Below are 26,454 nucleotides of genomic sequence, written 5' to 3' on the forward strand. Positions count from 1 at the left end.
ATAATCGCCGAGCTGGCCCGTCAATGACGATCGGGCCAGACGAGCGAATTACTCCTCGCTGTCATCCGTTGGGGCTGCACGCACCGGGCCGTCAACGTCGACCCGATCAATGCGCTGCAAGCCACGCGGCAACAGCGTGCCACGACGGCCACGCTCGGCACGGAACTTTTGCAGATCGGCCGCTTTCAGCGTCAGCTTACGTTTACCCACATGCAGCGTAATATCACTTTGTGGTGTCAGCAACAGCAACCAGGCCAGTTTATCCTCACCGGAGGCTGCCTGAGCCGACGGGATGGAGACAATTTTATTCCCCTTCCCTTTCGACAGCTGCGGCAGGTCACCCACCGGGAACATCAACATACGTCCGGCAGCAGTAATGGCCAGCAGTAGATACAGCCAAACACACACAACAGGATCGAATACATCACCACGATGATGATACGTAGAAGAGAAAGCATCACTACCTCGTTTTTACTTACAGGTCACACACCGGACAGGTCCATGCGCACTCATGCTTATTATATTTTTTGGGAAATAATCGCCGAGCTGGCCCGTCAATGACGATCGGGCCAGACGAGCGAATTACTCCTCGCTGTCATCCGTTGGGGCTGCACGCACCGGGCCGTCAACGTCGACCCGATCAATGCGCTGCAAGCCACGCGGCAACAGCGTGCCACGACGGCCACGCTCGGCACGGAACTTTTGCAGATCGGCCGCTTTCAGCGTCAGCTTACGTTTACCCACATGCAGCGTAATATCACTTTGTGGTGTCAGCAACAGCAACCAGGCCAGTTTATCCTCACCGGAGGCTGCCTGAGCCGACGGGATGGAGACAATTTTATTCCCCTTCCCTTTCGACAGCTGCGGCAGGTCACCCACCGGGAACATCAACATACGTCCGGCAGCAGTAATGGCCAGCAGCAGATCGTCATTGCTGTGGATCGCCATTGGCGTCATCACTTTGGCATTTGACGGCAGGGTCAGCAGCGCTTTACCGGCACGGTTACGTGACACCAGGTCGCTAAAGGTACAGACGAAACCATAGCCCGCATCGGACGCCATCAGCAGTTTCTGATCGTCCTCCTCCATCAGCACCTGTTCAATAACGGCGCCCGGTGGCGGTGTCAGTTTACCCGTCAGCGGCTCACCCTGACCACGCGCCGATGGCAGTGTGATCGGATCGAGCGCATAGCTGCGCCCGGTGGAGTCGATAAAGGCCACCGGCTGGTTACTCTTGCCACGAGCGGCAGCACGGAAGCTGTCACCCGCTTTGTAGCTGAGGCCCGTTGGGTCAATATCATGGCCTTTGGCGCTGCGCACCCAGCCGCTTTGTGACAGGACGATCGTCACGGGTTCGGACGGCACCAGCTCACTTTCGCTGATGGCTTTTGCTTCTTCGCGCTCACGCAGCGGTGAACGACGATCATCGCCATACGCATCGCTGTCTGCCTGCAACTCTTTCTTCAGCAGGGTATTCATTTTGCGTTCAGAGGCCAGAAGCCCTTGCAGATAGTCCTGCTCTTTTTCCAGCTCATCCTGCTCCCCGCGAATTTTCATCTCTTCCAGTTTGGCGAGATGGCGGAGTTTCAGCTCGAGGATGGATTCAGCCTGGATTTCAGTGATGTCGAAACGCGACATTAATACCGGCTTCGGTTCATCTTCCGTACGAATGATATGGATGACGTCGTCGATATTGAGGAACGCCACCAGCAAACCAGCAAGGATATGCAGACGTTTCTGCACTTTTTCCAGACGGAAGTTCAGACGGCGGCGCACCGTATCACGACGGAACACCAGCCATTCATTGAGAATTTCCAGCAGGTTTTTCACCGCCGGACGGTTATCCAGGCCGATCATGTTCAGGTTAATGCGGTAGCTGCGTTCAAGATCGGTGGTCGCAAACAGGTGGTTCATCACCTGTTCCATATCCACACGGTTGGAACGCGGCACAATCACCAGACGCGTCGGGTTTTCGTGGTTCGATTCATCGCGCAGATCTTCGACCATCGGCAGCTTTTTGTTACGCATCTGCGCAGCAATCTGCTCAAGCACGCGCGCGCCGGATACCTGATGCGGCAGCGCCGTAATCACCACGTCACCGTCTTCTTTCTTCCATACCGCACGCATACGCACCGAGCCACGACCGCTCTGGTAGATTTTACGTATTTCGTTGCGCGGGGTAATGATCTCCGCTTCCGTCGGATAATCCGGCCCCTGAACGATATCGAGCAGGTCATCCAGCGTGGTTTTCGGGCTGTCGATCAGTGTAATGGCAGCTTTGGCGACTTCACGCAGGTTATGCGGCGGAATGTCGGTTGCCATGCCCACGGCAATCCCGGTGGTGCCATTGAGCAAAATGTTCGGCAGGCGCGCCGGCAGCATCGACGGTTCCTGCATGGTGCCGTCAAAGTTGGGTACGTAGTCAACGGTGCCCTGCCCGAGCTCGCCCAGCAGCACTTCGGCATACTTTGACAAACGTGACTCGGTGTAACGCATCGCGGCGAAAGATTTGGGATCGTCCGGTGCCCCCCAGTTCCCCTGGCCATCAACCAGCGGGTAACGGTAGGAGAACGGCTGCGCCATCAACACCATCGCTTCATAGCAGGCGCTGTCACCGTGCGGATGGTATTTACCCAGCACATCACCGACGGTACGAGCAGATTTTTTGAACTTAGCGTTGTTGCTCAATCCCAGTTCTGACATCGCATACACAATGCGGCGCTGAACGGGCTTGAGGCCATCGCCAATATAAGGAAGCGCACGATCCATGATGACGTACATGGAGTAGTTAAGGTACGCATTCTCAGTAAAGGTATGCAGGGCAAGGCGCTCTGCACCATCCTGCGTCAGATCAGTCATTATTCTCTTTTCCTCACATCGCGGCGCGTTAAGGGCCTGCCAACTCCGCACCACACAGCGGTAAGTTTGGCGAGGATAGTACCTTATCTGATAAGGGTCTGTCACAGGGATCAATGGTTCAGCACGAGTGACAGCAACAAATTGTCCTGCACTAAGGGAGAAATGAATATTCCCCAGCCCGGAGGAATAAAACTAATAATATGAGAACAAGATCACACTTATTCACCCATTCATTAATGTGATCCCTCTCCCAAATAATAATCCCGCATTCTGCTGTTTTAATTTTGTCCCGCACAGGGACACGCTTTAGTATTGCCCACATCCCCGACAGCAACTAGATTTAATCTCACTCAGTCAGCACAAGATAAATCCGACCCGAAAGGGTGAATAATTAAAACATAATACCCAAAGTCATTGACGTAACAGCACGACAGCAAACACCGCTGGCATGTCAAATATCAAGGGGATTCAAGGGTGATCTGATGCAACTACTAACCTCTCGACAACACAAATTGCTGAAGTATCTTCTGCAACATCAGGAGTATGTTCCGGTTAAAAATATGGCCAGCCTGCTGGCCGTGTCAGAAAAAACGGTACATCGCGATATCCAGTTTATCGAAACACTGTTAACCGAGTGGAATATCACTACAGATAAAAAGGTTGGCATTGGTATTATGCTGATTGCCGATGACAGCCAGCGTTTAATGCTGCTGGAGCAACTGATAACACCAGAAGAAGGCGGCGCTGAGGCGCTGGCCAATAATTCACGCCGGGTAAAAATTGCGTCTCAACTTCTGAGCGATACCCCGCGGGAAACCTCCATCAGCAAGCTGTCTGAACGCTACTTCATCAGTAGCGCCTCTATCGTCAATGACCTGAAGATCATTGAAAGCTGGATTGCCCCACTCGGCCTGGCACTGGTCCGCAGTCAGAGCGGTACGCATATTGAAGGCAGCGAAAATCATATTCGCCAGGCGATGGCCTCACTGATTAATGATGTGATGAATTTCCAGGACCCGGGGACCGTCAATCATTCACGTCTGGACCCCGGCAGTTATAAAGCCCTGACGCACTATTTTGGTGAAGAGGATGTGCTGTTTGTTCAGCAAATCCTGGAGCAGATGGAACGCCAGTTAACCTATCCCCTGGGTGAACCTTATTATATTAATCTTTTCACCCATATTTTAATTATGATGCACCGCATGGCGCTGGGTAACCCGCTTATTCTGAGCGAAGAAAACATCAGCCAAAAACCGGACGAAATTATTTTCGCTATCGCACAGGAAATGATTAATCAGGTTGAAATAAGAATTAATAATCAACTACCTTGTGATGAAGTTTGGTTTGTTTATCAATATATCATTTCCTCTGGCATTGTGGTCGAGGAAAATGAGGATAACCCTCCGTTGTATTGTCAGTTATCCAATAGTGAGTCGCGCCATTTAACGCTGGATTTAATCGCCACCTTTTCTGCCGTGATTAATATTGACCTGAGCAGCGACCGTCTGCTGCATGAAGGGTTGCTGGTGCATATTAAGCCGTTACTTAACCGACTTAAATATCAAATACGCATCCGCAATCCGTTACTGGAAGATATAAAAAAAGAGCTGGCCGATATTTATCAGTTGACCGGACATGCAGTGTCGCAACTGTGCCAGCGCTTTAAATTACCGGAGATTGCCGATGATGAAGTGGGTTATCTGACCGTGCATTTTCAGGCGGCACTGGAGCGCCAGATTGCTCACAAACGCATCCTGATTGTCTGTTCAAGCGGTGTGGGCACGTCGCACCTGCTGAAGAGCCGCATTCTGCGCGCCTTCCCTGACTGGGTCATCGCTGGCGTCGTCTCGGCCAGCACCATGAACCAGTGTTGCCAGCAGCAGGATATTGAACTGGTGATCTCCACGATTCATCTGGCCGACCAGCCGCTTCCGGTGGTCTACGTGTCGGCCTTTTTTAACGACGACGATATTAAACGCGTCACCGAGAAGGTCATCGCCAGCAAATTGATGCAGGCATCCGATCGTATCAAGGCACCCGAACACGCCTTTTCAACTTGCTCTTAAGAGGTCTGCAAATGGATATCAATAAAATTCTCAGCGCCCGGCGCGTCAAATTAAACATGAACGCCAGCACGAAAGATGAAGCGATACGCGAACTGACCGATTTGCTGTATGAGGACGGTGCCCTGACCTCGAAAGAGGACTTTATTCACGACGTCTGGTTACGTGAAGCCGAAGGCTCGACCGGATTCGAGAATCATATTGCTATTCCACACGGCAAGTCGCTGGCAGTAAAACAGACCACGCTGGCGATTGGCCGGACCCGCGCCGATATTCCGTGGGAAACGCTCGATGGCAGTGAAGTGCGCTGCATTATTTTATTTGCGGTCCGTATGGAAGATCAAAACACCACACATATTCGTCTGTTGTCTCAGGTGGCCTGTGCCCTGGCGGATGATGATGTGATTGCCCAACTGTTACAAGAGCAGGATGCCGACAGCATTATCCAACTGTTCAGCCAGTACGCGGAAACAGACCTCTGTTAACACTGAAGACGAGGCTTACCATGAAAATTGTTTGTGTGGCCGCCTGCACGGCAGGCATCGCGCATACCTACATCGCGCGCGAAAAACTGATTAAGGGCGCGAAAGCGCTCAACTTCGACATCCTGGTGGAAACCCAGGGCACCATCGGCACCGAGAATGCCCTGAATGCGGCAGACATTGCCGCGGCTGACGTAGTGATCCTGGCCGTCGATATCAAAATCAACGGCGAGGAGCGTTTTAAAGGTAAACCGGTGGTGCGGGTGAAAACCGATGTCGTGATCAAATCCCCGGTGAAGTTCCTGGAAAAAGTGGCCGATTCGTTAGCACGTGCCTGAGCACTCTCACGGGGAAATCACGATGAACACTCAATCAAACAAACTGGGGCAAGAGATTAAGGGGCATCTGCTGACCGGTATCTCATGGATGATCCCGTTGATCGTCGCCGCCGGGATCTGCATTGCGCTAGGCCAGGTGATCGGCGGCCCGGACGTCGGTAAACAGACCGGCAGCGTGGCCTGGATGCTGAATCAGATCGGCGGCTGGGGAATGGGGCTGATCGTGCCGCTGATTTCTGCGGCGATCGCCTGGTCAATTGCCGATCGCCCCGGCTTTGCACCCGGTCTGATCGTGGGTTTTATCTGCGGCCAGATCGGCACCGGGTTTATCGGCGGCATTCTCGGCGGCTTCCTGGTGGGCTACACCGTGCTGCTGCTGAAACGCAGCATCAGGCTGCCCACGTCTATGCAGGGGCTGATGCCGGTGATGATCCTGCCGGTGCTCAGTACCGTGATCGCCGGGTTGCTGATGATGACGTTCATCGGCCAGCCGATCATCTGGTTGCAGAAAGCGCTGATCCATCTGCTGGAGTCGATGCAGGGCGGATCGAAGTTCCTGATGGGAGCGATCCTCGGTGCCATGGCCACCTTTGACTTCGGCGGGCCGGTGAATAAAACCATGTCCCTGTTTGCTGACGGCATGCTGGTTGATGGCATCTATGGCCCGGAAGCGGTGAAGTTTGTCGGCTCAATGATCCCGCCGTTTGGTATCACCCTCTCCTTCCTGCTGACGCGCAATAAATACACCCGCGCAGAAAAAGAGGCCCTGAAAGCCGCCTTCCCGATGGGCATCTGCATGATCACCGAAGGGGTGATCCCCATTGCCGCCCGTGACCTGTTCCGTGTGGTTGGCAGCTGTGTGGTGGCCTCCGCCATCGCAGGCGGGCTGATTATGGTCTGGGGCGTAGAGGCGCCTGTGCCGCACGGCGGGATGTTTGTGGTGCCGCTGTTTACCAAACCCGTGATGTTCTGCCTGGCCCTGGGGATCGGCACGGTGATCTGCGGCGTGATGCTGTCAGTCATTAAGAAACGCGTGACCGAAGCGGATGAAGAGTTTAACGATGTCGACGATGGCAGCATGCGCGACGAAGACATTAAATTCACCCTGGAATAAGGAGTTGTTATGTACGCCTCAATGAAAGCCGTGATTGCCGATGCCTTTCAGCGACAGTACGCGGTCTTAGCCATTAACTGCTTCAATCTGGAGAGCGCCCGTGCGGCCATCAGCGCCGCCAGCGCACAGCGCGCCCCGATTATCCTGAATATCTATCAGGGGCACTGCGAACACTTCCCACCAGCAGTCGCGCTGCCGCTGGTCAGGGCGCTGGCAGAGCAGGCCAGCGTGCCGGTGGCCCTCAGTCTTGACCACGGCCGTGACTTTACGCTGATTGGTCAGTGCTTCCGCGCCGGGTTTACCGGGCTGATGATTGACGCCTCCGCTTTTCCGCTGGAGGAGAACATCCGCCAGACTCAGCAGGTGGTACAGATGGCCCACACTGCAGGGGTTTGCGTGGAGGGCGAGCTGGGCCATATTGCTGATGCGCCGGTCTATGACCTGCAGGATGCCAGCGTGAAGATGACCCAGGTGGCCGATGTGATGCCGTTTATCGCACAGACCGATATTGACCTGCTGGCGGTATCCGTCGGTACGGCACACGGCATCTATCCGCCAGGCGTGACGCCCGCGATTGATTTCACCCGGCTGGAGGAGCTGCATCGCGCTTCACCGTTACCGCTGGCCCTGCATGGCGGCAGCGGCACCAAAGCGGAAGATATTCGCCGCGTCAGCCAGCATGGTGTGGCAAAGATTAACGTTGGTGCGGCGGTGTTTGAAGCCGGAAAAAGCGCACTGCAACAAGCCTTAAAACAGCACCCTAAGGCGGAGCTGCCCGATCTGATGGCGGTGATGGAATCCGCCTGTCGCGAAGTCGTTACTGAGTATCTCAACTGGTCTGGCGCCGTGGGTAAAGCGTAACGCCCGATCCGATTCCGTTCACCCTGCGTTCCGTCAGTGACCCGTCACTGATGCAGGAAAGTTTTGCCTAAAATCTGACTCTGAGGGAGTACAACCATGTTGATGTCAATGCACGAACTGTTAAAACCAACCCGTGAAAATCGCTTCGCCATTGGTGCCTTTAACGTTGCCGACAGCTGCTTTATCCGCGCCGTCGTCGAGCAGGCAGAGGCCAGCAACAGCCCGGCGATTATCTCCATCCACCCCAGCGAACTGGAGTTCGTGACCGATGAGTTCTTCGGCTATGTGCGTGAACGCACCCTGCGCAGCCGCATTCCTTTTGTTATCCACCTTGATCACGGCGCATCGGTTGAGCACGTCCAGCGCGCCATTCAGTGCGGGTTTACCTCAGTGATGATTGATGGATCGCTGCTGCCGTATGAAGAGAACGTGGCGCTGACGCAGGAAGTGGTGAAGCTGGCCCATGCGGTGGGGATCTCTGTGGAAGGTGAGCTGGGCACCATTGGGGATACCGGCACGTCAGTGGAGGGCGGGGTCAGTAAGGTGATTTATACCGATCCTGATCAGGCAGAGGACTTTGTTGCCCGCACCGGCGTGGATACGCTGGCGGTCGCCATCGGCACCGCGCACGGTATTTATCCAAAAGATATGAAGCCGGAGCTGCAAATGCATATCCTGCGCGAGATCTCACAGCGCGTGTCGATTCCACTGGTGCTGCACGGCGGATCGGCCAACCCGGATGCGGAGATCGCGGAGTCGGTGACACTGGGTGTCGGTAAGATCAATATCTCCAGTGATATGAAGTATGCCTACTTTGCCAAAGCCCGTGAGATTCTGAGCCGCGAAACCTGGTGGGATCCGAATGTGATCTACCCTGAGCCGATCAAGGCGGCAAAAGAGGTGATTGCTTATAAGATGTCGCTGTTTGGTTCGACGGGCAAAGCGGATTTATATCGTTAGGGTGGGTCTTTGGTCTGGGCCGCTGTTTTAAGGGCCAGGCATGCCTGGCCCCTACGGACGGTGTAGGGGTCGGGCATGCCCGCCCCTGATGCGTTATTTCCCCGCCAACCACTGCTTCACAACCTGCTGGTATTCCCCAGTGGCTTTACTCAAGTGCAGCCACTGGTCAACGTACATCTTCCAGCTGATATCATCACGTGGCAGCATCCACGCCTTCTCACCGTACTGTAACGGCTTGTCCGGGTTAATCGCACACAGCGACGGATAGCGCTTCTGCTGATACTGGGCTTCCGACGCATCGGTGATCATCACGTCCGCTTTCTTATCCACCAGCTGCTGGAAAATCGTCACGTTATCGTGAAACAACGTCAGGTTGGCCTCGGGCAGATAAGCATGCACAAAGGCTTCATTGGTGCCGCCCGCCGGTTCAATCAGACGCACCGACGGTTTATTCATCTGTTCAACGGTGTGGTATTTCTTCTTATCCGCGCAGCGCACCAGCGGGATTTTCCCGTCGGTATCCAGCGGTTCCGCAAACCACGCCGTCTGCTGACGCTTCAGTGTCACTGAAACACCGCCCAGAGCGATGTCACACTGCTTGCCGATAAAGTCAGGTGTCAGGGTTTTCCAGGTGGTGGGGACCCACTTCACCTCGGCGCCCAGGCTTTTTGCCAACGACTGCACCAGCGAAATATCAATGCCTTCATAGCCGCCATCCGCACGCAGATAGGTATAAGGCTTGTAGTCTCCCGTGGTACACACCACCAGCGTTTTACTCTGCATGGCACGGTCAAGATGCGATTGCGCGCTGGCGCTTCCCGCTACCAACAGAAGGGCCACAGCCCCGATTTTCATCATCATAGTTCTCTCATTGTTATTATCAGTGCCGCGTATTGTTGCTTAAAACGCAATAGTATTGTGATCCATACCCCATTTTTCTCACCCCTGTCGTCAGATACACTCTCCGAAATTGCACACAGCTGAGAAAAATTTATGAGCCAGATTCTGATTATTGATGCCGGGAAAGCCTTCGCTCATTCAAAAGGCGAACTGAACCACACGCTGACTAACGTGGCCGCCAGCTTCCTGCGTGACGCGGGTCATCAGGTCGATGTTACCGTACTCGACGACGGTTACGTAGTCGCTGAAGAAATCGAAAAATACCTCGCTGCCGATACCATTATTTACCAGATGCCAGGCTGGTGGATGGGCGAGCCGTGGACGCTAAAAAAATATATCGATGAAGTATTTACCGAAGGCCACGGCAAACTGTACGCCAGCGATGGCCGTACCCGCTCTGATGCAGCCAAAAAATATGGCTCTGGCGGCCTGTTACAGGGTAAAACCTATATGCTGTCGCTGACCTGGAACGCCCCGTTACAGGCGTTCACCGATCCGGAACAGTTCTTTGAAGGCGTGGGCGTTGATGGCGTGTATCTGCACTTCCACAAAGCAAACCAGTTCCTGGGTATGGACGGTTTACCGACCTTTATCTGCAACGATGTGATCAAACAGCCGGATATTGACGGCGATATTGCACGCTATCGGACTCATCTGAACGCGATCTTTGCTTAACTAAAGGTACACACCTCGAGTAAAAGGAAACAGTATGCTGACCGTGATCGCTGAAATTTGTATCAAGCCAGGCCGACGTACTGCCGTTTTACAAGCGATAGAAACGCTGACGCCTGTCGTTCTGGATGAGGAAGGCTGCGGCAGTTATCAGGCGCTGATTGACCATAAAGCCCAGGTACCGTGGAAGCAGTACTCACCGGACTCGATCTTTATGGTGGAGCACTGGGACTCACTGCGCCATCTTGAGCAGCATCAGCAGGCTGCCCATATGGAAGCACACCGTACCGCGATTAAAAACGATGTGGTGGATGTGAAGATCTTTGTGCTGGAACCGGCACTGTAAAGACACGCGGGCTGATCGGAACAGAAGGTCAGCCCCTGCTTTTTGCCTTATAACAACGTCTTGCTGGCAAACTGCTCACTGAGAAAATCCAGGAAACAGCTGATCCGCGCCGACAGCGTGCTGTTACGGTAGTACACAGCATGAATCGGGTGGTGCATCTCACGCGTTTCAGCCTCCAGAACCGGCACCAGCCGACCGGAAGCCAGATCCTCACGGCTGAGAAAATCCGACACGCGGGTAATACCCATGCCGTTCACCGCCAGCTGGCGCAGCGTTTCCCCACTTGATGCCATCACCGTTGGTTTAATCTGTAAAAGCTCCCCCTCCACCCGCCATACCGGCCAGATATTGTGCTGGTCAAGATTGCAGAAGCCCAGTAACCGATGGTTCTCGACCATATCGGCCACGCTTTGCGGTACACCATGCTCCTCCAGATAGCCCGGGCTGGCCATCAGCCGCAGCCTGCTGCACCCCAGCGCGCGAGCATGCATCGTGGAATCGCGCAGCTCGCCAATACGGATCGCGATATCCGTCTGCTGTTCCAGCAGATCGATCACCACTTCATCAGTATTCAGCTCCAGCTGGATCAGCGGATAACGGCGTGAAAACTCCGGCATCAGCGGCACAATCACATGCAGCATAAACGGCGTGGCGGCATTGACGCGCAGCCGGCCAGACGGGATCTCACGCCGCTGAGCGATCTGCTCTTCGGCGGTTTCGACTGAACGAATGATCTGCCGCGCGTGCTCAAGAAAGATCTGCCCTTCTTCAGTCAGTGCGATACGGCGAGTGGTGCGGTGCAGCAACGTGGTTTGCAGCTTGCTTTCCAGCCGACTGAGGGCGCGGCTGATACCGGACGTGGTCTGGTTAAGCTGCTCTGCGGCGGCAGTGATCGAACCGGTATCGACCACAACAACCCACGCACGAAGCTCTTCAAGGGTGATTTTCAATAGTTCAACCTGCTGGAAAGATGACACTCACAATACTAACAGAATCATCACGAGTCCTGGCGCAGGTTGACATTTTTATGCGTTTACGGCATTACCGGGCGTGAATACGGAAACAATCCGATCAAGCGTCAGCAAAGCAGATGATTAGATTTTACTTTCAGAAGGGGTAAAAAGAACACTGCAGAATGGGCAAAGAAGATTTTTGTTCTTATGAACTCTTGGAGCACTGTGGTCGGAATTTTTACTGCATTTAGGACATGCGATGGAGATGAGGAAGCCGTTGGATTTAGGTTGTTTTTGATTATAAGCCATAAATATTTCCTGTGTTGTTTGGACGCGTATAGTACACCCTCAATCAACATTCCCCTTACTCTTTCTTTCTTAAAAGCAGTTTTAGCTATCAAAATGGTGCGCCAACAGGCTGTGAATGCTCAACATAACCCTCTGTCACAAGGCCGCATCCGTTAATCCTCGTTAAGGAGCGATGCGAATAATTTTCTGCGTCAGGCGCATGGCTGAATCAAACGGGCCTGTATTGCGCACAATTTTGACCATCACGCTGGCACCCAACCAAAGCTGATAAAGGTTTTCCGCCACGTTGGTGGGATGATCATCGATAGTCAGAGAACCCTCGGCGACACCGGCCTCTAACGCTTCCGCCAGGCGCGATATGATTCCTGAAGTTCCTGACTCAAGTGTCACGCGCATAGTGTCAGAAAGATCGGCCACTTCAGCCCCGAGTTTCACGGCAAGGCACTTACCCTGACAATGCGAAAACGATTGTGATTCACGCCATTGCCGCCAGTAGTTCATCAGCCGCTGCGCCATATTGAGACCAGGCTGGCTCAGGGTGCTATCAATTTCTGCCAGATAATCATCAAAATAACGAGCCAGCATCGCTACCCCAAATGCTTCTTTCGAGCTGAAGTAGTGATAAAACGAACCTTTGGGCACACCCGCATCAGTGAGTATTTCGTTTAATCCGACAGCCGAAAAACCCTTGCCTGCCATGATACGTTGGCCTGTGGCGAGGATATGGTCGCGGATGTCGTTGCTATGATGTTGAGTTGAAGTCGTCATAGGTTAACGTTACCAAAAAACTAGACCAGTCGTCTATATGGGGCAGCTAAATATAGCTGCCCCAGGTAAGCACCGTTTATTCGGTCAGCTGTCGGATCAGTTGTTCCGCCGTTGCCGCTGATGAAGTTGGATTTTGTCCGGTGATCAGCAGACCATCGCTGACGACATACGAACTCCAGTCCACCCCTTTGGAATAAATTCCACCTTTGGCAATCAATTCATCTTCCACCAGGAAAGGCACCACGTCAGTCAGGCCCACTGCGTCCTCTTCACTATTGGTAAAGCCGGTGACTTTGCGGCCTGCCACCAGCGGTTGCCCTTCGGGTGTTTTAACGTGGCGAAGGACGCCCGGTGCATGGCAGACCAGTGCCACAGGCTTGTTTGCCGCGAGGAAGGCTTCAATCAGCGCGATAGAGTTTTTATCTTCGGCCAGATCCCACAGCGGGCCATGGCCGCCCGGATAAAAGACCGCGTCGTACCCGTCTTGCGAAATGCTGTCCAGACGCACCGTGGCGGCAAGCTGGGCAGTTGCTTCTGCATCGGCCTCAAAGCGGTGGGTCTGTTCAGTCTGAAAATCCGGCTCATTACTTTTTGCATCTAACGGCGGGTTGCCGCCCTTTGGCGAGGCCAGCGTAATTTCTGCGCCCGCATCTTTAAATGCGTAGTAGGGAGCTGCCAGCTCTTCAAGCCAGAAACCAGTTTTACGTCCGGTATTGCCCAGCTGGTCGTGTGAGGTTAACACCATAAGAATCTTCATCTTAATCTCCTGCCTGTCAGTTTGAAATGCTTGAATTAGACCAGTCGTCTAGATGGTAGTTGTAACAAGGCTTCATCTGCTCAAGTCATGTCGTTAAGCTAACAGCAATTAGACCAGTCGTCTACAAATAATATTAAACATCTTCAGATTGTCTTTCATCCTGGGGACAGATCATTCAGCGTGAGGCAAAAGCATCCTTGCTTAAAAGGCAGTTTAAAAAAACTGCCCCCCGGCGATCACCTTTCAATAAACTGGGAAATTAATTCTCTTTTTCAACAGCTTAACTTCAACTCCAGGGTCAACTGACATCAGACTTCGATTTCAGCCATATCGCCTTTTTCCTGCAACCAGTTACGGCGGTCTTCGGAGCGTTTCTTCGCCAACAGCATGTCCATGATAGCCATGGTGTGCTGAATATCCTCATCGCTGATGGTGAGCTGCACCAGACGACGCGTGTTGGGATCCAGCGTGGTTTCGCGCAGCTGTAACGGGTTCATCTCACCCAGACCTTTGAATCGCTGCACATTCGGTTTGCCTTTCTTGCGCTTCAACTGCTCAAGAATACCGGCCTTCTCGTCTTCATCCAGCGCGTAATAGACCTCTTTACCGAGATCGATACGGTACAGCGGCGGCATCGCAACGTAGACGTGACCGTTTTTCACCAGCGTGCTGAAGTGGCGCACAAACAGCGCGCACAACAGCGTGGCAATGTGCAGACCATCGGAGTCCGCATCCGCAAGGATGCAGATCTTGCCGTAGCGAAGCTGGCTCAGATCGTCACTGTCAGGATCGATACCGATCGCCACTGAAATATCATGCACTTCCTGTGATGCCAGAACCTCATCAGAGGAGACTTCCCACGTATTGAGGATCTTACCTTTCAGCGGCATGATCGCCTGATATTCACGGTCGCGAGCCTGCTTGGCAGAACCGCCCGCCGAATCCCCTTCCACCAGGAACAGCTCGGTACGGTTAAGATCCTGAGCAGAACAGTCCGCCAGTTTACCCGGCAGCGCCGGTCCGCTGGTCAGCTTTTTACGCACCACTTTTTTCGCCGCACGCAGGCGACGCTGCGCGCTGGAAATCGCCATTTCTGCCAGCATTTCTGCTGTCTGGATATTCTGGTTCAGCCACAGGCTGAAGGCATCTTTAACCACGCCTGAAACGAAGGCCGCGCACTGACGGGATGACAAACGCTCTTTAGTCTGCCCGGCAAACTGCGGGTCCTGCATTTTGACCGACAGCACGTAGGCGCAGCGGTCCCAGATGTCTTCCGCCGACAGCTTCACGCCGCGCGGCAGAATATTGCGGTATTCGCAGAACTCGCGCATCGCGTCGAGCAGGCCCTGACGCAGGCCGTTAACATGCGTACCGCCCTGCATGGTCGGGATCAGGTTAACGTAACTTTCCGTCAACAGCTCGCCGCCTTCTGGCAACCACAGCAGCGCCCAGTCCACCGCTTCCACATCACCGGAGAAGGCCCCCACAAAGGCTTTTTCTGGCAGGGTTGGCAGGCCGTTAACCGCTTCCATCAAATAGTCCGTCAGACCATCGGCGTAGCACCAGGTCTGCTCGGTGTTGTTCACTTTGTCTTTAAAGACAATCTCAACACCCGGGCACAGCACCGCTTTCGCTTTCAGCAGATGGCTCAAACGTGAGACCGAGAAACGCGGACTGTCGAAGAAAGAGACATCCGGCCAGAACTGTACGCGGGTGCCGGTGTTACGTTTGCCGACGGTGCCAGTGACTGTCAGGTCCTGCACTTTATCGCCGTTTTCAAACGCCATCTCGTAGACTTCACCGTTACGACGAACGGTAACTTCCACACGTGTTGACAGGGCGTTGACCACCGAGATCCCGACGCCATGCAGGCCACCTGAGAACTGATAGTTTTTATTGGAGAATTTGCCCCCGGCATGCAGGCGGCAGAAAATCAGCTCAACGGCCGGCACGCCCTCTTCGGGGTGAATATCCACCGGCATGCCGCGCCCGTCGTCGATCACTTCCAACGACTGGTCAGCGTGCAGAATCACTTCCACGCGTTTAGCGTGACCGGCCAGCGCTTCATCCACGCTGTTATCGATCACTTCCTGGCCTAAGTGGTTAGGACGCACGGTATCGGTGTACATGCCCGGGCGGCGACGCACGGGTTCAAGGCCGCTGAGAACCTCAATGGAGTCAGCGTTGTAGCTGGATTGAGTCATCGTAACAATCTGATTGGTGGTGGCTAAAAATGAGTGACCAGACTCCGGCTATCTCATTCCTGGAAACCCAGGAAGTCGAGCATCGCGGAGAAATGGCGTTCGAATCCGATAAAAGCATGATTTCCGCCCTCTTCTACCGTTTGGCGGCAGGCGCTGTAGTAGTCCAGGGCCTGGCGGTAGTCGAGCACTTCATCACCCGTTTGTTGCAGTAACCAGAGCAAGTCTGGTGACTCTAACGGGTCAATTTGCATCACTTTTAGATCGTAAATATGGCGAGACTCTAACACATATTGCTGACCGGTGTATGGGTTCTCGTTGTGGCCGAGGTAATCAGCCAGCAGCTCAAACGGGCGTACCGCTGGGTTCACCACCACGGCGGGCAGCGTGAAACATTGGGACAGCCAGGTGGCATAATAACCGCCCAACGACGAGCCTATAATGCCCAGCGGCTCGCCCGCTGACTGCATAACAAACGTCTCCAGCAGCGCGGCAGCTTCGGAGGGGAATGCCGGAAGCTGGGGCACATGCAGAGTGATGTCAGGACGTTGCTCTGCCAGCCACTGTTTAAACTGCGTTGCCTTGGCAGACTGCGGCGAACTGTTAAAACCATGCAGATAAAGCAGCGTGGCCATCGGTCAGTATCCTTCTGAGTCGAGATCCGGGTTAAATATGCGCGTGGTCAGACGTTGCACCTGAGTGTCGAGCCGACCATCGTCATACAGGTCCAGCCAGCGCCAGCCTGGAGACTCAGCGTCAATCGTGAAGTTGGTACAGTGTGGTTTGAACTGGACGCAGGTGGAAGGTGAAGCCAGCACACGCCGCCCCTGCCATTCAAGGTCGAGTTCTTGATGGATATGCCCGCATAACAAATTTCTCGCCTGCGGATAGCGTCGCAGGACCGTATCCAGCATATGCGGATTACGCAGACTGTGTTGGTCAAGCCACGAACAGCCAGACGGTACCGGATGGTGATGCAATAATACCAACGTGTGCCGCTGCGGCTCTGCTGCCAGTACACTTTCAAGCCATTCCAACTGGTACTCGCTCAGTTCACCGTGCGGGACACCGAAGACCTGACTGTCCAGCAACACAATTTGCCAGTGATCCCCGACCAGCACCTGTTTTTGGTCGGCAATCGTCGAGGCCGCCAGCGTGGTAAACATGGTTGGCTGGAAGTCATGGTTGCCAGGCAACCAGACGCAGGGGGCAGGCAGGCGAGCAATGCCCTCAGCGAAATGCTGATAGGCAAGAGCGGAGTGGTCCTGTGCCAGATCGCCAGTGGCGACAATCAAATCGTAGTGACGCTTATCCGCTGCGATAACATCCAGCACGGCATCAAAACTGGCCCAGGTATTTACCCCTAGCAGCGTTTCATGTTTACCTGCAAAAAGGTGAGTGTCCGTTATCTGTAAAATCCTGACTTTGGACCCACTCGCCACAGGAAGTTTTAACAGGCTATCCAATCAAAGTCCTTAAGGTAATACCCATCTGTTTCAGGCCGCAGGCGCATCGGCTTCCTGCTTTATACATTCATTTGGGTACACATCTGAAAATTGTTGCAGCGTTTTCAACATACCGGAACGGCTATCGCACCGTGGGACAAACAGTAGCGCAACCAGTCCGCTAAAAATTGGTTAATTTGGTGCTTTTCATCACGCTGATGCAGCTTTTTATTAGGATAATCATAGCGTGCTTTAAAGCGATAGATCTGCTGAGTGGAACACACTTCCGCCACCATCGCGTCATGATACAACCGCACGGACATCGAAGGCAGGCTCCAGTAACTGACCGCAGGGGCCGTTTGCCTGATTTCCACCAGCGTGGTGTAACGGGTCGACTCCTGAATGGTGATGAGATAGCTGGCACCGTTCACCTGATACGCCATCGATTCACCCACCCGATCCTCCTTTGGCAATAAACGCCGCAGCTGCGCAAAGTTCGTTTCGCAGACACGCATCATTTCAGGAAAGTCGGGGACATAACGTTTCATTATTCAGGATTCCACTCTTGGCGTAGCTGTTTATGGTGCAACTCCAGCCATTGCAAAGCAATGACAGCAGCAGCGTTATCGATTTTCCCCTGTTCCACCCATTGATAAGCCTGACTCCGGCTGACCACATGCACAAGAATATCCTCATTCTCTTCCTCCAGGCCGTGGTTTCCCTGCGCCACGCTGGCATCCACTTCACCGACAAACACCGCCAGACGCTCGGAGGTGCCTCCCGCACTAGAGAGGTAATTGCTAATCGGCTTGATACGACCCGGCGTTAGCCCGGCTTCTTCCAGAGCTTCTCTGCGCGCCACACCCTCCGGGGTTTCTCCCGGTTCGATCATCCCGGCCACCAGTTCAAGCACCCAGGGCGTCGCGCTGGTATCGTAAGCGGCAATACGGATCTGCTCAATCAGCACCACTTCATCACGTTTCGGGTCATAGGGTAGCAGCACGGCAGCGTGACCGCGCTCAAAAATTTCCCGCGTCACTTCACCACTCATACCGCCATTAAACAAGCGATGACGAAAGCGATAGCGTTCGAGCGAAAAAAAACCGCGATAAAGCGTCTCTCGTGCAATAATTTCTACATCGTTTTTTGTGAAAGTCACTGGGTATTTACGACCAGTATCCATAACTCTGTCTCCTGCTAAGTGATGGCAAAAACGTAAAGTGCAATAGTATTCCGACAGTTGTCTGGTTCTTAACGACTTATTTGAGTAAATTAAGGCAGGATGGCACTTTCAGCCAACTTACCTTATCGGAACTCTCTGCTATTATCGGCGATAATTTTTGGCCTACGTCAGCGCTACCATAGCAATTTTGCTGCACTACAAGGAATGCAAATGAACAAACTGCTCCCTTTACTCATCGGTCTGAGCCTGGGCGGCTTCAGTGTTGCCAGCCAGGCTGAAAACCTGCTGCAGGTATATCAGCAGGCACGTTTATCAAATCCTGACCTTCGTAGCTCTGCCGCCGATCGTGATGCTGCCTTTGAGAAAATTAACGAATCCCGCAGCCCACTGCTACCACAGTTAGGCCTGGGCGCTGACTATACCTATAACAGCGGCTACCGTGATGCCAGAGATACCAATAGCACCACCAAAAGCGCGTCGTTACAGCTGACTCAGACCATTTTTGACATGTCAAAATGGCGTGCACTGACGCTGCAGGAAAAAACGGCAGGCATCCAGGATGTCACTTATCAGACGGCACAACAGACCCTGATTCTGAACACCGCAACCGCCTATTTCAATGTGTTGAACGCGATCGACACATTGTCGTATACCGAAGCCCAGAAGCAATCTATTTACCGTGAACTGGATCAGACCACTCAGCGTTTTAACGTGGGTCTGGTCGCCATCACTGATGTGCAGAACGCACGCTCCCAGTACGACAGCGTACTGGCCAGCGAAGTTTCCGCGCGTAACGACCTCGATAACGCGGTAGAAACACTGCGTCAGGTGACCGGCAATTACTATCCAAGCCTGGCATCGCTGAACGTCGATGCGTTTAAAACGGAAAAACCTCAGCCAGTGAATGCCCTGCTGAAGGAAGCGGAAAGCCGCAACCTGTCGCTGCTTTCTGCACGCCTGTCTCAGGACCTGGCGCGTGAGCAGATTCGTTCATCAGAAACCGGCCATATGCCTACGTTGGATCTGACGGCCTCAACCGGTTTATCCAACAACCGTTATGGCGGCGACCGTTCCAGTCCCAATAACACTGACAACATCACAGGCAGTAACCAGGTAGGTCTGAGCTTCAACCTGCCACTGTACAGCGGCGGTGCCGTTAGTTCCCAGGTGAAACAGGCGCAATATGCGTTTGTTGCCGCCAGTGAGCAGTTGGAAAGCGCACACCGTTCCGCCATCCAGACCGTGCGTTCCTCGTTTAACAACGTGAACGCCTCGATCAGCAGCATTAACGCTTACAAGCAGGCGGTTGTCTCTGCACAGAGCTCGCTGGATGCGATGGAAGCCGGTTACTCCGTGGGTACCCGTACTATCGTTGACGTGCTGGATGCCACCACCACGCTGTATAACGCTAAGCAGCAGCTGGCGAATGCCCGTTACAGCTACATGATTAACCAGCTCAATATTAAATCTGCGCTGGGTACGCTGAACGAGCAGGATCTGCAAACGCTGAACAATCATCTGGGCAAAGATGTCGGCACCTCGCCAGAAATCGTCGCCCCGGAAAATGCACAGCAGGCTGCCAACGCGGATAGTGCTGAACCCCGTTCAGCCAGCAAAGCGACGCCGGTTAGCAACAAATCGGCCACCCGTGGCAACAGTAATCCATTCAGTCAGTAATTCCCCAAGGGGCAGCAAACGCTGCCCCTTCACAATCAAACGTATAGCTACGTAAAGATCCCCTCCAGGTCAGGCTTCATCGCTTCATTTTTCACCGCTGTTCCCCTATCCTATGCACTACCTTTGGGCACAGGACGAAAAGTGATGAAACGGACTAAACAGATTAATCATGCCTCCTTTCGCAAAAGCTGGAGTGCACGCCATTTAACGCCGGTCGCACTGGCGGTGAGTGCAGTATTTATGCTGGCCGCATGTGAACAGGCCGACGAAACTGTATCGATGTATCAGAACGCTGATGACTGCTCGGCCGCTAACCCAGGCAAGAGCGCACAGTGCACTACGGCGTTTAATAGCGCCAAAGAAGAAGCGGTCAAAACCGCACCGAAATATGCGACCCGTGAAGACTGCGTGGCAGAGTTTGGTGAAGGTCAGTGCCAGCAGGCTCCTGCTCAGGCGGGCGTAGGTACTACCAATGCGGAATCTCAGTCCAGCGGAAGCTTCTGGATGCCACTGATGGCCGGTTACATGATGGGCCGTATGATGGGTGGCGGTATGGGGCAGCAGCAGCCGCTGTTCTCCTCGAAGAACCCAGCCAGCCCGGCCAACGGCAAGTTCGTTGATGCCAGCGGCAAGAGCTTCGGCGCAGCAACCTCGGGCCGTACCATGACAGTGCCTAAAACAGCGCTGGCGCCAAAACCGGCCACCACCAGCACCGTCACCCGCGGTGGCTTCGGTGAGTCCGTTGCCAAGCAAGCCACCATGCAGCGCAGCAGTGCTACCAGCACCAACCGCAGCATGGGGGGCTAATCGCCAATGAAACGTATTGCCATTGCTGAACGCCCTGACTGGCGGGAAAAAGCGACGGAATATGGTTTTCGTTTTCACACCATGCACGGGGAACCGTACTGGTGTGAAGATGCCTATTACCAGTTCACGTTGCAGCAGATTGAGTCACTGGAAGATGTGACCAGCGAACTTCATCAGATGTGTTTGCAGGCGGTGGAACTGGTGGTCAACAGTGAAGAACTGCTGACCAAGTTCCGTATTCCGAAGCACACCTGGGATTTTGTGCGTGAATCCTGGAAAAGCGGCCAGCCGTCACTCTATTCAAGAATGGATCTCGCCTGGGACGGTGTAACGCCGGCCAAGCTGCTGGAAAATAACGCCGATACCCCGACTTCGCTGTATGAAGCGGCTTTCTTCCAGTGGCTGTGGCTGGAAGACCAGCTGAATGCTGGCGTGCTCCCTGCGGGTAGCGATCAGTTCAACAGCCTGCAGGAAAAACTGATCGAGCGCTTTGGCGAACTGCATCAGCAGCACGGTTTTAGCTGGCTACACTTTGCCTGCTGCCGTGATACCGATGAAGATCGTGGCACCGTTCAGTATCTGCAGGATTGCGCCACGGAAGCCGGGCTACCGAGTGAATTCCTGTATATGGATGAAATCGGCCTGGGTGAGAAAGGGCAGTTTACCGATGTTCACGATCAGGTGATCGGCAATCTGTTTAAGCTCTATCCATGGGAATTTATGCTGCGTGAGATGTTCTCCACCAAACTGGCTGACGCCGGTGTGCGCTGGCTGGAGCCTGGTTGGAAAAGCATTATTTCCAATAAAGCGCTGCTGCCGCTGCTGTGGAAAATGTTCCCGAACCATCCGAACTTGCTGCCCGCTTACTTTGCTGAAGATAACGTACCGCATATGGATAAATATGTGGTTAAACCGTTGTTTTCCCGCGAGGGTGCCAATATCCGCATCGTAGAAAACGGTAAAGAGATTGCACGTGTTGATGGGCCGTACGGTGAGGAAGGTATGATCGTGCAGCAGTTCCATCCGCTGCCAAAGTTCGGCGACAGCTATACGCTGATCGGATCCTGGCTGATCAACGATCAGCCAGCGGGTATTGGTTTGCGTGAAGACCGCGATCTGATCACTCAGGATCTCTCGCGCTTCTATCCACACGCGTTTATCGAATAATGTGTGATCGTCGGGCGAGGCAGGCCCCGCCCCTACCCATGATTGTGCAAAATTGCACGTCGTGGTCTGGTATGCCCCGCCCCTACATATGCTTGTGCAAAATTGCACGCCGTGGTCTGGTATGCCTCGCCCCTACATATGCTTGTGCAAAATTGCACGCCGTGGTCTGGTATGCCTCGCCCCTACATATGCTTGTGCAAAATTGCACGCCGTGGTCTGGTATGCCTCGCCCCTACATATGCTTGTGCAAAATTGCACGCCGTGGTCTGGTATGCCTCGCCCCTACATATGCTTGTGCAAAATGGTCACGTAGTGGCCGGGCATGCCCGGCCTCTGCTACCCCACCTGCACCGACAGCATGCTTAATGACCCCATCACAATCCCATCCACCGGGACAGATATCGCTTCGCCCTCAGCACGTGCGCCGAGCACATACAACAACGGCAGGTAATGTTCTGGTGTCGGGTTCGACAGCGCCGCCCCCTCGTGCTGCATAAAGTTCACCAGTGGATGCTGCTCATCTTCGCCTTCCCAGCTCAGATTATCGCGCACGTACTGGTTAAAAGATTCTGCCCACGGATAGGCTTCTGCTTCGCCCTGCCAGCGCACCATACGCAGGTTGTGTACCACGTTTCCACTGGCAACAATCATGATGCCCTGATCGCGCAGCGCTGCCAGTTTACGGCCTAATTCAAAATGGTATGCGGCAGGTTTCGTCCCATCCACGCTGAGTTGCACCACGGGAATGTCCGCATCCGGGTACATTTTGATTAATACGCCCCAGGAACCGTGATCGAATCCCCACTCCTGATCCAGATCGACTGCCACCGGGGCCAGTGTTTCCGCTATCTGGCGGGCCAGCTCCGGCGATCCAGGAGCCGGATACCGTGTATCAAACAACGCCTGCGGGAAGCCGCCAAAATCATGAATTGTGCGTGGTTTTTCCATCGCCGTCACCGCCGTGCCGCGCGTGTACCAGTGGGCAGAAACGGCAATGATTGCTTTTGGACGTGGCAGGTTTTTCCCCAGCTCACGCCAGGTCTCGGTCCAGATATTTTCTTCCAGTACGTTCATCGGACTGCCGTGACCGAGGAAAAGTGCAGGCATACGTGTGTGGCTCATGGTGTGATTCCCAGAAAGTGGTATTCAATGGAAGTCACATTACGCCCTTTTTTCCACGGATGAACCTGGATAACCCTGACGAAGATATTCAGAAAATTTGAAGGGGAAATAGCGGAAGGAAAGAATGCAGATTGAAGTATGGCGAGGGAATTCCTTTGCATAATTCAAGCTACAGGAGAGCCAATGCGCCCACCACTTGAAGTATGACGAGGAATTCCCCTAAATAATTCAAGCTATGGGTAGGCGGCAACGCAGCAAGTCCCCGGGAGCATACATCAGTATGTGACCGGGGCGCGCGAGGAGAGCCAACGCACCCATCGCTTGAAGTATGACGGGGAACTCCCCTAAATAATTCAAGCTATGGGCAGGCGGCAACGCAGCAAGTCCCCGGGAGCATACATCAGTATGTGACCGGGGCGCGCGAGGAGAGCCAACGCACCCATCGCTTGAAGTATGACGGGGAACTCCCCTAAATAATTCAAGCTATGGGCAGGCGGCAACGCAGCAAGTCCCCGGGAGCATACATCAGTATGTGACCGGGGCGCGCGAGGAGAGCCAACGCACCCATCGCTTGAAGTATGACGGGGAATTTAGCTGGCCTGACGCGTCTCGTGACTACGACGATACGCCACCAGATCTTCGATCGTCACAACTGGCATGTTGTGTTGTTTAGCAAACACTACCGCTTCCGGCGCGTGCGCCATAGAGCCATCATCGTTGGTCAGTTCACACAGAACACCGGCTGGCTTGAAACCTGCCAGCGTGACCAGGTCGATAGTAGCTTCAGTATGGCCACCGCGGGTCAGAACACCACCTGAACGTCCACGCAGCGGGAACACGTGGCCAGGACGATTAAGGTCTTCTGGCTTTGCATTGTCAGCAATGGCGGTGCGGATGGTGGTCAGGCGGTCAGAGGCGGAAACACCGGTGGTCACACCCTGTGCCGCTTCAATCGTCACGGTAAAACCGGTGCCGTAAGAGCTGGTGTTGTTCTGCACCATCATTGGCAGGTCCAGCTGTTCCAGACGTTCTTCCGTCAGACAAAGGCAGACAATGCCGCTGCCGTGGCGAATGGTCAGTGCCATCTGCTCAACGGTCATGGTTTCAGCGGCGAAGATCATATCACCTTCATTTTCACGATCTTCATCGTCTAAAACCATCACACCGCGGCCTTCGCGCAGTGCTTCGATGGCACGGGTTACACGCTGTTCAGGCGTGCCAAATTCAGAAAGTAGCGACTGATTCATGGTAAATAAACCTTAAATAAATGTATGGGTTACCAGAACCAGGGCGTGCTTAGGAGTGTCATGCGGTGACAAAAAAATAACGCGAGGCGAGCAAAAGCCCGTCAAGAATCGTTACTCTCTCCCATCCGGACTCTAACCGTCGGCCCCGGAATTACACCGGATCTGCTGTCCTTCAGGAATGACCCTGAAGCGCTCGCGGGCTTTCAGCAAAAGCTGATTTACCGCCGGTGGGGAATTTCGCCCCGCCCTGAGAATAAGCAAAATCATCATAGCGCTGAAAAAGTGACAGATCAACGAACAAAATGGGCAAATTGATATCCATTTTTTCGCTATGGTGTTTTCAGGTTTATACCGAACGCATCTGGGATTACACTAGGATAAAATTCGCTGTTATCAGGAAACCGCTATGCTTGACCCAAAAAAAATTGAACAACTGGCCCGTCAGGTCCATGAGTCTATGCCGAAAGGCATCCGTGAGTTTGGTGATGATGTGGAGAAGAAAATCCGTCAGACATTACAGGCACAGCTGACCCGTCTGGATGTGGTTAACCGCGAAGAGTTTGATGTACAGACTCAGGTACTGCTGCGTACCCGCGAGAAGCTGGCTGCGCTGGAACAGCGCCTGACAGAGCTGGAAAGCCGCGTTTCCCCTGCCCCCGTACCGGTCGTTAGCGAGCCAAAAGCGGCAGAATAGGCCACGCTTTAGTGATACGGCTGCCCTCCCCGGGCAGCCGTTGAAGGCTAGCTTCTTCCGGTACCAGAAATAATCGTTTTAATGATATTACTGGTGGAAATACCGTCTTCGAAGTTGAGCACTCGCACGTCACCGCCGTTGGCCCATACCTCTTTACTGCCAGCAATGTCTTCTGGCTTATAGTCGCCGCCTTTCACCAACAGATCGGGAAGGATCTCAGCGATCACACGCTGCGGCGTATCTTCTTCAAACCCAATCACCCAATCTACAGCTTCCAGCGCACCCAGCACGATCATACGGTTAATCAGCGGGTTCACCGGGCGGGTTTCCCCTTTCAGACGTCGGGTCGAGGCATCGCTGTTTACCGCCACAATCAGGCGGTCACCCAGCTTACGGGCATTGGCCAGGTAGGAAACATGCCCGGCGTGCAGAATGTCGAATACGCCGTTGGTCATCACCACTTTTTCACCGCGCTGACGGGCTTTCGTCACTTCGGCAATCAACTGAGCTTCATCCATCACACCAAAACCCGATTCCGGGCGCGCGCGGATCGCATTTTCCAGCTCTACCGGAGAAACCGTTGAGGTACCGAGTTTACCCACCACCACGCCCGCGGCCGCATTGGCCAGGAAGCAGCTCTCTTCCAACGAGTTACCCGCCGCCAGCGCCGCCGCCAGCACGCCAATCACCGTATCACCCGCACCGGTGACATCGAACACTTCCTGCGCCAGGGTCGGCATATGGAATGGCGCTTTGCCCGGCTGAAGCAGGGTCATACCGTGCTCTGAACGGGTCACCAGCAACGCAGACAGCGCGTGCTGCTGCATCAGAGCAGTACCGCGTTCCACAATTTCTTCTTCCGATTTACACTTGCCCACCACCGCTTCAAATTCGGAGAGGTTTGGCGTCAGCAGCGTTGCACCGTGGTAGCGGCCGAAATCGGTACCTTTCGGATCCACCAATACCGGAACCCCCGCTTTACGCGCCAGGGCAATCATCGTTTCCACGGTGGCCAGTGCGCCTTTCGCATAATCAGACAGCACTAACGCGCCAATTGTTGGCAGCGCCTGCTCAATACGCTGATGCATCGGCTCAGGATCAATGCCTTCAAATCCCTCTTCGAAATCCAGACGGATGAGCTGCTGATTGCGAGACAACACGCGCAGTTTAGTAATAGTCGGATGAGTAGGCACAGAGACAAAATCACACTGGACATTCACGCCAGCCAGGGACGCGCTGAGGGCACGCGCGGCATCATCAACACCGGTCAATCCAACCAGTCGTGAAGCAGCACCCAGCGCGGCAATATTCATCGCTACGTTGGCCGCACCACCAGGGCGCTCCTCCACATGATCCACTTTCACCACTGGCACCGGAGCCTCAGGTGAAATGCGGCTGGTTGGGCCGTGCCAGTAGCGATCCAGCATCACATCGCCAACCACCAGCACACCCGCACGCGTAAAATCGGGTAGTGTAATTTTCATTCCAGAGACTCCAGACTGCAGTAAAAATGAGTGCGCGCGATGATA

At 54.0% G+C, this 26,454-nt stretch carries 26 protein-coding genes, 1 pseudogene and 1 riboswitch; of the genes and pseudogenes, 12 read left to right on the forward strand and 15 right to left on the reverse strand.

Annotated features, from left to right (window positions below):
* Positions 1 to 48: 48 nt before the first annotated feature.
* Together WH277_RS27550 and parC are read right to left on the reverse strand one after the other, a co-directional pair.
* Positions 49 to 390, reverse strand: a pseudogene (locus WH277_RS27550) (DNA topoisomerase IV subunit A); the annotation flags it as partial.
* A gap of 192 nt (positions 391 to 582) precedes the next feature.
* Positions 583 to 2,859 (reverse strand): DNA topoisomerase IV subunit A, encoded by a 2,277-nt coding sequence (gene parC, locus WH277_RS27555; protein ID WP_259150786.1) that lies wholly within the window; start codon positions 2,857 to 2,859, stop codon positions 583 to 585.
* A gap of 482 nt (positions 2,860 to 3,341) precedes the next feature.
* Between parC and WH277_RS27560 the strand changes: the two genes are divergently transcribed.
* The 6 genes from WH277_RS27560 to WH277_RS27585 all read left to right on the forward strand — a co-directional run bounded on the left by WH277_RS27560 (position 3,342) and on the right by WH277_RS27585 (position 8,677).
* Entirely contained in the window at positions 3,342 to 4,925 is a 1,584-nt protein-coding gene (locus WH277_RS27560; RefSeq protein WP_133843817.1) for a BglG family transcription antiterminator, read from the forward strand.
* A gap of 11 nt (positions 4,926 to 4,936) precedes the next feature.
* Positions 4,937 to 5,407, forward strand: coding sequence for a PTS sugar transporter subunit IIA (locus WH277_RS27565; RefSeq protein ID WP_133843819.1), 471 nt, complete (start codon positions 4,937 to 4,939; stop codon positions 5,405 to 5,407).
* A 20-nt stretch (positions 5,408 to 5,427) separates the two neighbouring features.
* Entirely contained in the window at positions 5,428 to 5,742 is a 315-nt protein-coding gene (locus WH277_RS27570; protein ID WP_133843821.1) for a PTS fructose transporter subunit IIB, read from the forward strand.
* A 22-nt stretch (positions 5,743 to 5,764) separates the two neighbouring features.
* Entirely contained in the window at positions 5,765 to 6,856 is a 1,092-nt protein-coding gene (locus tag WH277_RS27575) for a PTS fructose transporter subunit IIC (RefSeq protein WP_133843823.1), read from the forward strand.
* A gap of 9 nt (positions 6,857 to 6,865) precedes the next feature.
* A complete protein-coding gene (locus tag WH277_RS27580) occupies positions 6,866 to 7,717 on the forward strand; it encodes a class II fructose-bisphosphate aldolase (protein ID WP_171148878.1) in 852 nt (283 codons plus the stop codon).
* Between the two features lie 96 nt (positions 7,718 to 7,813).
* A complete protein-coding gene (locus WH277_RS27585) occupies positions 7,814 to 8,677 on the forward strand; it encodes a ketose-bisphosphate aldolase (protein ID WP_133843828.1) in 864 nt (287 codons plus the stop codon).
* A gap of 93 nt (positions 8,678 to 8,770) precedes the next feature.
* Here WH277_RS27585 and WH277_RS27590 read toward each other — a convergent pair whose 3' ends face one another.
* Positions 8,771 to 9,538 (reverse strand): transporter substrate-binding domain-containing protein, encoded by a 768-nt coding sequence (locus WH277_RS27590; RefSeq protein WP_374760132.1) that lies wholly within the window; start codon positions 9,536 to 9,538, stop codon positions 8,771 to 8,773.
* A gap of 132 nt (positions 9,539 to 9,670) precedes the next feature.
* Here WH277_RS27590 and WH277_RS27595 point away from each other — a divergent pair, with 132 nt between their 5' ends.
* On the forward strand, positions 9,671 to 10,252 hold the full coding sequence (locus WH277_RS27595) for an NAD(P)H-dependent oxidoreductase (RefSeq protein WP_133843830.1): 582 nt from the start codon (positions 9,671 to 9,673) through the stop codon (positions 10,250 to 10,252).
* 34 nt (positions 10,253 to 10,286) lie between these two features.
* Positions 10,287 to 10,595 (forward strand): putative quinol monooxygenase, encoded by a 309-nt coding sequence (locus WH277_RS27600; protein ID WP_133843832.1) that lies wholly within the window; start codon positions 10,287 to 10,289, stop codon positions 10,593 to 10,595.
* 47 nt (positions 10,596 to 10,642) lie between these two features.
* Here the strand turns inward: WH277_RS27600 and WH277_RS27605 are convergent, their stop codons facing one another.
* The 9 genes from WH277_RS27605 to nudF all read right to left on the reverse strand — a co-directional run bounded on the left by WH277_RS27605 (position 10,643) and on the right by nudF (position 18,211).
* Positions 10,643 to 11,545 (reverse strand): LysR substrate-binding domain-containing protein, encoded by a 903-nt coding sequence (locus WH277_RS27605; RefSeq protein WP_133843834.1) that lies wholly within the window; start codon positions 11,543 to 11,545, stop codon positions 10,643 to 10,645.
* A 144-nt stretch (positions 11,546 to 11,689) separates the two neighbouring features.
* Positions 11,690 to 11,857 (reverse strand): YnfU family zinc-binding protein, encoded by a 168-nt coding sequence (locus tag WH277_RS28820; RefSeq protein ID WP_213202222.1) that lies wholly within the window; start codon positions 11,855 to 11,857, stop codon positions 11,690 to 11,692.
* A gap of 162 nt (positions 11,858 to 12,019) precedes the next feature.
* A complete protein-coding gene (locus tag WH277_RS27610; RefSeq protein ID WP_133843836.1) occupies positions 12,020 to 12,625 on the reverse strand; it encodes a TetR/AcrR family transcriptional regulator in 606 nt (201 codons plus the stop codon).
* Positions 12,626 to 12,701: 76 nt separating this feature from the next.
* Positions 12,702 to 13,382, reverse strand: coding sequence for a type 1 glutamine amidotransferase domain-containing protein (locus tag WH277_RS27615; RefSeq protein ID WP_339507452.1), 681 nt, complete (start codon positions 13,380 to 13,382; stop codon positions 12,702 to 12,704).
* 308 nt (positions 13,383 to 13,690) lie between these two features.
* A complete protein-coding gene (gene parE, locus WH277_RS27620) occupies positions 13,691 to 15,586 on the reverse strand; it encodes a DNA topoisomerase IV subunit B (protein ID WP_133843840.1) in 1,896 nt (631 codons plus the stop codon).
* Between the two features lie 53 nt (positions 15,587 to 15,639).
* A complete protein-coding gene (gene yqiA / locus WH277_RS27625) occupies positions 15,640 to 16,218 on the reverse strand; it encodes an esterase YqiA (protein WP_133843842.1) in 579 nt (192 codons plus the stop codon).
* Between the two features lie 3 nt (positions 16,219 to 16,221).
* The gene (cpdA, locus tag WH277_RS27630) at positions 16,222 to 17,049 is read right to left on the reverse strand and encodes a 3',5'-cyclic-AMP phosphodiesterase (RefSeq protein ID WP_133843844.1); all 828 of its coding nucleotides are present in this window, start codon (positions 17,047 to 17,049) and stop codon (positions 16,222 to 16,224) included.
* 104 nt (positions 17,050 to 17,153) lie between these two features.
* A complete protein-coding gene (locus WH277_RS27635) occupies positions 17,154 to 17,579 on the reverse strand; it encodes a DUF1249 family protein (RefSeq protein ID WP_133843846.1) in 426 nt (141 codons plus the stop codon).
* Positions 17,576 to 18,211 carry an ADP-ribose diphosphatase gene (nudF, locus tag WH277_RS27640; RefSeq protein ID WP_133843848.1) on the reverse strand — a complete coding sequence of 212 codons (636 nt, stop codon included), beginning with the start codon at positions 18,209 to 18,211 and terminating at the stop codon, positions 17,576 to 17,578. Before nudF ends, WH277_RS27635 begins: the two co-directional genes overlap by 4 nt.
* Before the next feature lie 210 nt (positions 18,212 to 18,421).
* Between nudF and tolC the strand changes: the two genes are divergently transcribed.
* The 3 genes from tolC (at position 18,422) to WH277_RS27655 (ending at position 21,862) form a co-directional block, all read left to right on the forward strand.
* Positions 18,422 to 19,888, forward strand: a complete 1,467-nt coding sequence (gene tolC, locus WH277_RS27645; protein WP_133843850.1) for an outer membrane channel protein TolC — start codon at positions 18,422 to 18,424, stop codon at positions 19,886 to 19,888.
* A 144-nt stretch (positions 19,889 to 20,032) separates the two neighbouring features.
* Positions 20,033 to 20,695 carry a DUF1190 family protein gene (locus tag WH277_RS27650; protein ID WP_133843852.1) on the forward strand — a complete coding sequence of 221 codons (663 nt, stop codon included), beginning with the start codon at positions 20,033 to 20,035 and terminating at the stop codon, positions 20,693 to 20,695.
* Positions 20,696 to 20,701: 6 nt separating this feature from the next.
* Positions 20,702 to 21,862, forward strand: a complete 1,161-nt coding sequence (locus tag WH277_RS27655; RefSeq protein WP_133843854.1) for a glutathionylspermidine synthase family protein — start codon at positions 20,702 to 20,704, stop codon at positions 21,860 to 21,862.
* A 336-nt stretch (positions 21,863 to 22,198) separates the two neighbouring features.
* Here WH277_RS27655 and ygiD read toward each other — a convergent pair whose 3' ends face one another.
* Positions 22,199 to 22,984: a 4,5-DOPA dioxygenase extradiol gene (ygiD, locus tag WH277_RS27660; protein ID WP_339507453.1), complete on the reverse strand. Its 786-nt coding sequence runs from the start codon at positions 22,982 to 22,984 to the stop codon at positions 22,199 to 22,201.
* Positions 22,985 to 23,574: 590 nt separating this feature from the next.
* Positions 23,575 to 24,231 carry a 3,4-dihydroxy-2-butanone-4-phosphate synthase gene (gene ribB, locus WH277_RS27665; RefSeq protein WP_133843857.1) on the reverse strand — a complete coding sequence of 219 codons (657 nt, stop codon included), beginning with the start codon at positions 24,229 to 24,231 and terminating at the stop codon, positions 23,575 to 23,577.
* 109 nt (positions 24,232 to 24,340) lie between these two features.
* A riboswitch (FMN riboswitch) is annotated at positions 24,341 to 24,490 on the reverse strand.
* 147 nt (positions 24,491 to 24,637) lie between these two features.
* Between ribB and ubiK the strand changes: the two genes are divergently transcribed.
* On the forward strand, positions 24,638 to 24,925 hold the full coding sequence (gene ubiK / locus WH277_RS27670; RefSeq protein WP_133843859.1) for a ubiquinone biosynthesis accessory factor UbiK: 288 nt from the start codon (positions 24,638 to 24,640) through the stop codon (positions 24,923 to 24,925).
* A gap of 47 nt (positions 24,926 to 24,972) precedes the next feature.
* Here the strand turns inward: ubiK and hldE are convergent, their stop codons facing one another.
* On the reverse strand, positions 24,973 to 26,409 hold the full coding sequence (gene hldE / locus WH277_RS27675) for a bifunctional D-glycero-beta-D-manno-heptose-7-phosphate kinase/D-glycero-beta-D-manno-heptose 1-phosphate adenylyltransferase HldE (protein WP_159337352.1): 1,437 nt from the start codon (positions 26,407 to 26,409) through the stop codon (positions 24,973 to 24,975).
* Positions 26,410 to 26,454 lie beyond the last annotated feature (45 nt).

The organism is Erwinia sp. MYb416, assembly GCF_037479575.1.
In the GTDB taxonomy this organism is placed as follows: domain Bacteria; phylum Pseudomonadota; class Gammaproteobacteria; order Enterobacterales; family Enterobacteriaceae; genus Erwinia; species Erwinia rhapontici.

What these genes read in the sequence shown, in the direction of transcription:
- parC (WP_259150786.1), bottom strand. Translation starts at nt 2,859, where the DNA reads ATGACTGATCTGACGCAGGATGGTGCAGAGCGCCTTGCCCTGCATACC.
- WH277_RS27560 (WP_133843817.1), top strand. Translation starts at nt 3,342, where the DNA reads ATGCAACTACTAACCTCTCGACAACACAAATTGCTGAAGTATCTTCTG.
- WH277_RS27565 (WP_133843819.1), top strand. Translation starts at nt 4,937, where the DNA reads ATGGATATCAATAAAATTCTCAGCGCCCGGCGCGTCAAATTAAACATG.
- WH277_RS27570 (WP_133843821.1), top strand. Translation starts at nt 5,428, where the DNA reads ATGAAAATTGTTTGTGTGGCCGCCTGCACGGCAGGCATCGCGCATACC.
- WH277_RS27575 (WP_133843823.1), top strand. Translation starts at nt 5,765, where the DNA reads ATGAACACTCAATCAAACAAACTGGGGCAAGAGATTAAGGGGCATCTG.
- WH277_RS27580 (WP_171148878.1), top strand. Translation starts at nt 6,866, where the DNA reads ATGTACGCCTCAATGAAAGCCGTGATTGCCGATGCCTTTCAGCGACAG.
- WH277_RS27585 (WP_133843828.1), top strand. Translation starts at nt 7,814, where the DNA reads ATGTTGATGTCAATGCACGAACTGTTAAAACCAACCCGTGAAAATCGC.
- WH277_RS27590 (WP_374760132.1), bottom strand. Translation starts at nt 9,538, where the DNA reads ATGATGATGAAAATCGGGGCTGTGGCCCTTCTGTTGGTAGCGGGAAGC.
- WH277_RS27595 (WP_133843830.1), top strand. Translation starts at nt 9,671, where the DNA reads ATGAGCCAGATTCTGATTATTGATGCCGGGAAAGCCTTCGCTCATTCA.
- WH277_RS27600 (WP_133843832.1), top strand. Translation starts at nt 10,287, where the DNA reads ATGCTGACCGTGATCGCTGAAATTTGTATCAAGCCAGGCCGACGTACT.
- WH277_RS28820 (WP_213202222.1), bottom strand. Translation starts at nt 11,857, where the DNA reads ATGGCTTATAATCAAAAACAACCTAAATCCAACGGCTTCCTCATCTCC.
- WH277_RS27610 (WP_133843836.1), bottom strand. Translation starts at nt 12,625, where the DNA reads ATGACGACTTCAACTCAACATCATAGCAACGACATCCGCGACCATATC.
- WH277_RS27615 (WP_339507452.1), bottom strand. Translation starts at nt 13,382, where the DNA reads ATGAAGATTCTTATGGTGTTAACCTCACACGACCAGCTGGGCAATACC.
- parE (WP_133843840.1), bottom strand. Translation starts at nt 15,586, where the DNA reads ATGACTCAATCCAGCTACAACGCTGACTCCATTGAGGTTCTCAGCGGC.
- yqiA (WP_133843842.1), bottom strand. Translation starts at nt 16,218, where the DNA reads ATGGCCACGCTGCTTTATCTGCATGGTTTTAACAGTTCGCCGCAGTCT.
- nudF (WP_133843848.1), bottom strand. Translation starts at nt 18,211, where the DNA reads ATGGATACTGGTCGTAAATACCCAGTGACTTTCACAAAAAACGATGTA.
- tolC (WP_133843850.1), top strand. Translation starts at nt 18,422, where the DNA reads ATGAACAAACTGCTCCCTTTACTCATCGGTCTGAGCCTGGGCGGCTTC.
- WH277_RS27650 (WP_133843852.1), top strand. Translation starts at nt 20,033, where the DNA reads ATGAAACGGACTAAACAGATTAATCATGCCTCCTTTCGCAAAAGCTGG.
- WH277_RS27655 (WP_133843854.1), top strand. Translation starts at nt 20,702, where the DNA reads ATGAAACGTATTGCCATTGCTGAACGCCCTGACTGGCGGGAAAAAGCG.
- ygiD (WP_339507453.1), bottom strand. Translation starts at nt 22,984, where the DNA reads ATGAGCCACACACGTATGCCTGCACTTTTCCTCGGTCACGGCAGTCCG.
- ribB (WP_133843857.1), bottom strand. Translation starts at nt 24,231, where the DNA reads ATGAATCAGTCGCTACTTTCTGAATTTGGCACGCCTGAACAGCGTGTA.
- ubiK (WP_133843859.1), top strand. Translation starts at nt 24,638, where the DNA reads ATGCTTGACCCAAAAAAAATTGAACAACTGGCCCGTCAGGTCCATGAG.
- hldE (WP_159337352.1), bottom strand. Translation starts at nt 26,409, where the DNA reads ATGAAAATTACACTACCCGATTTTACGCGTGCGGGTGTGCTGGTGGTT.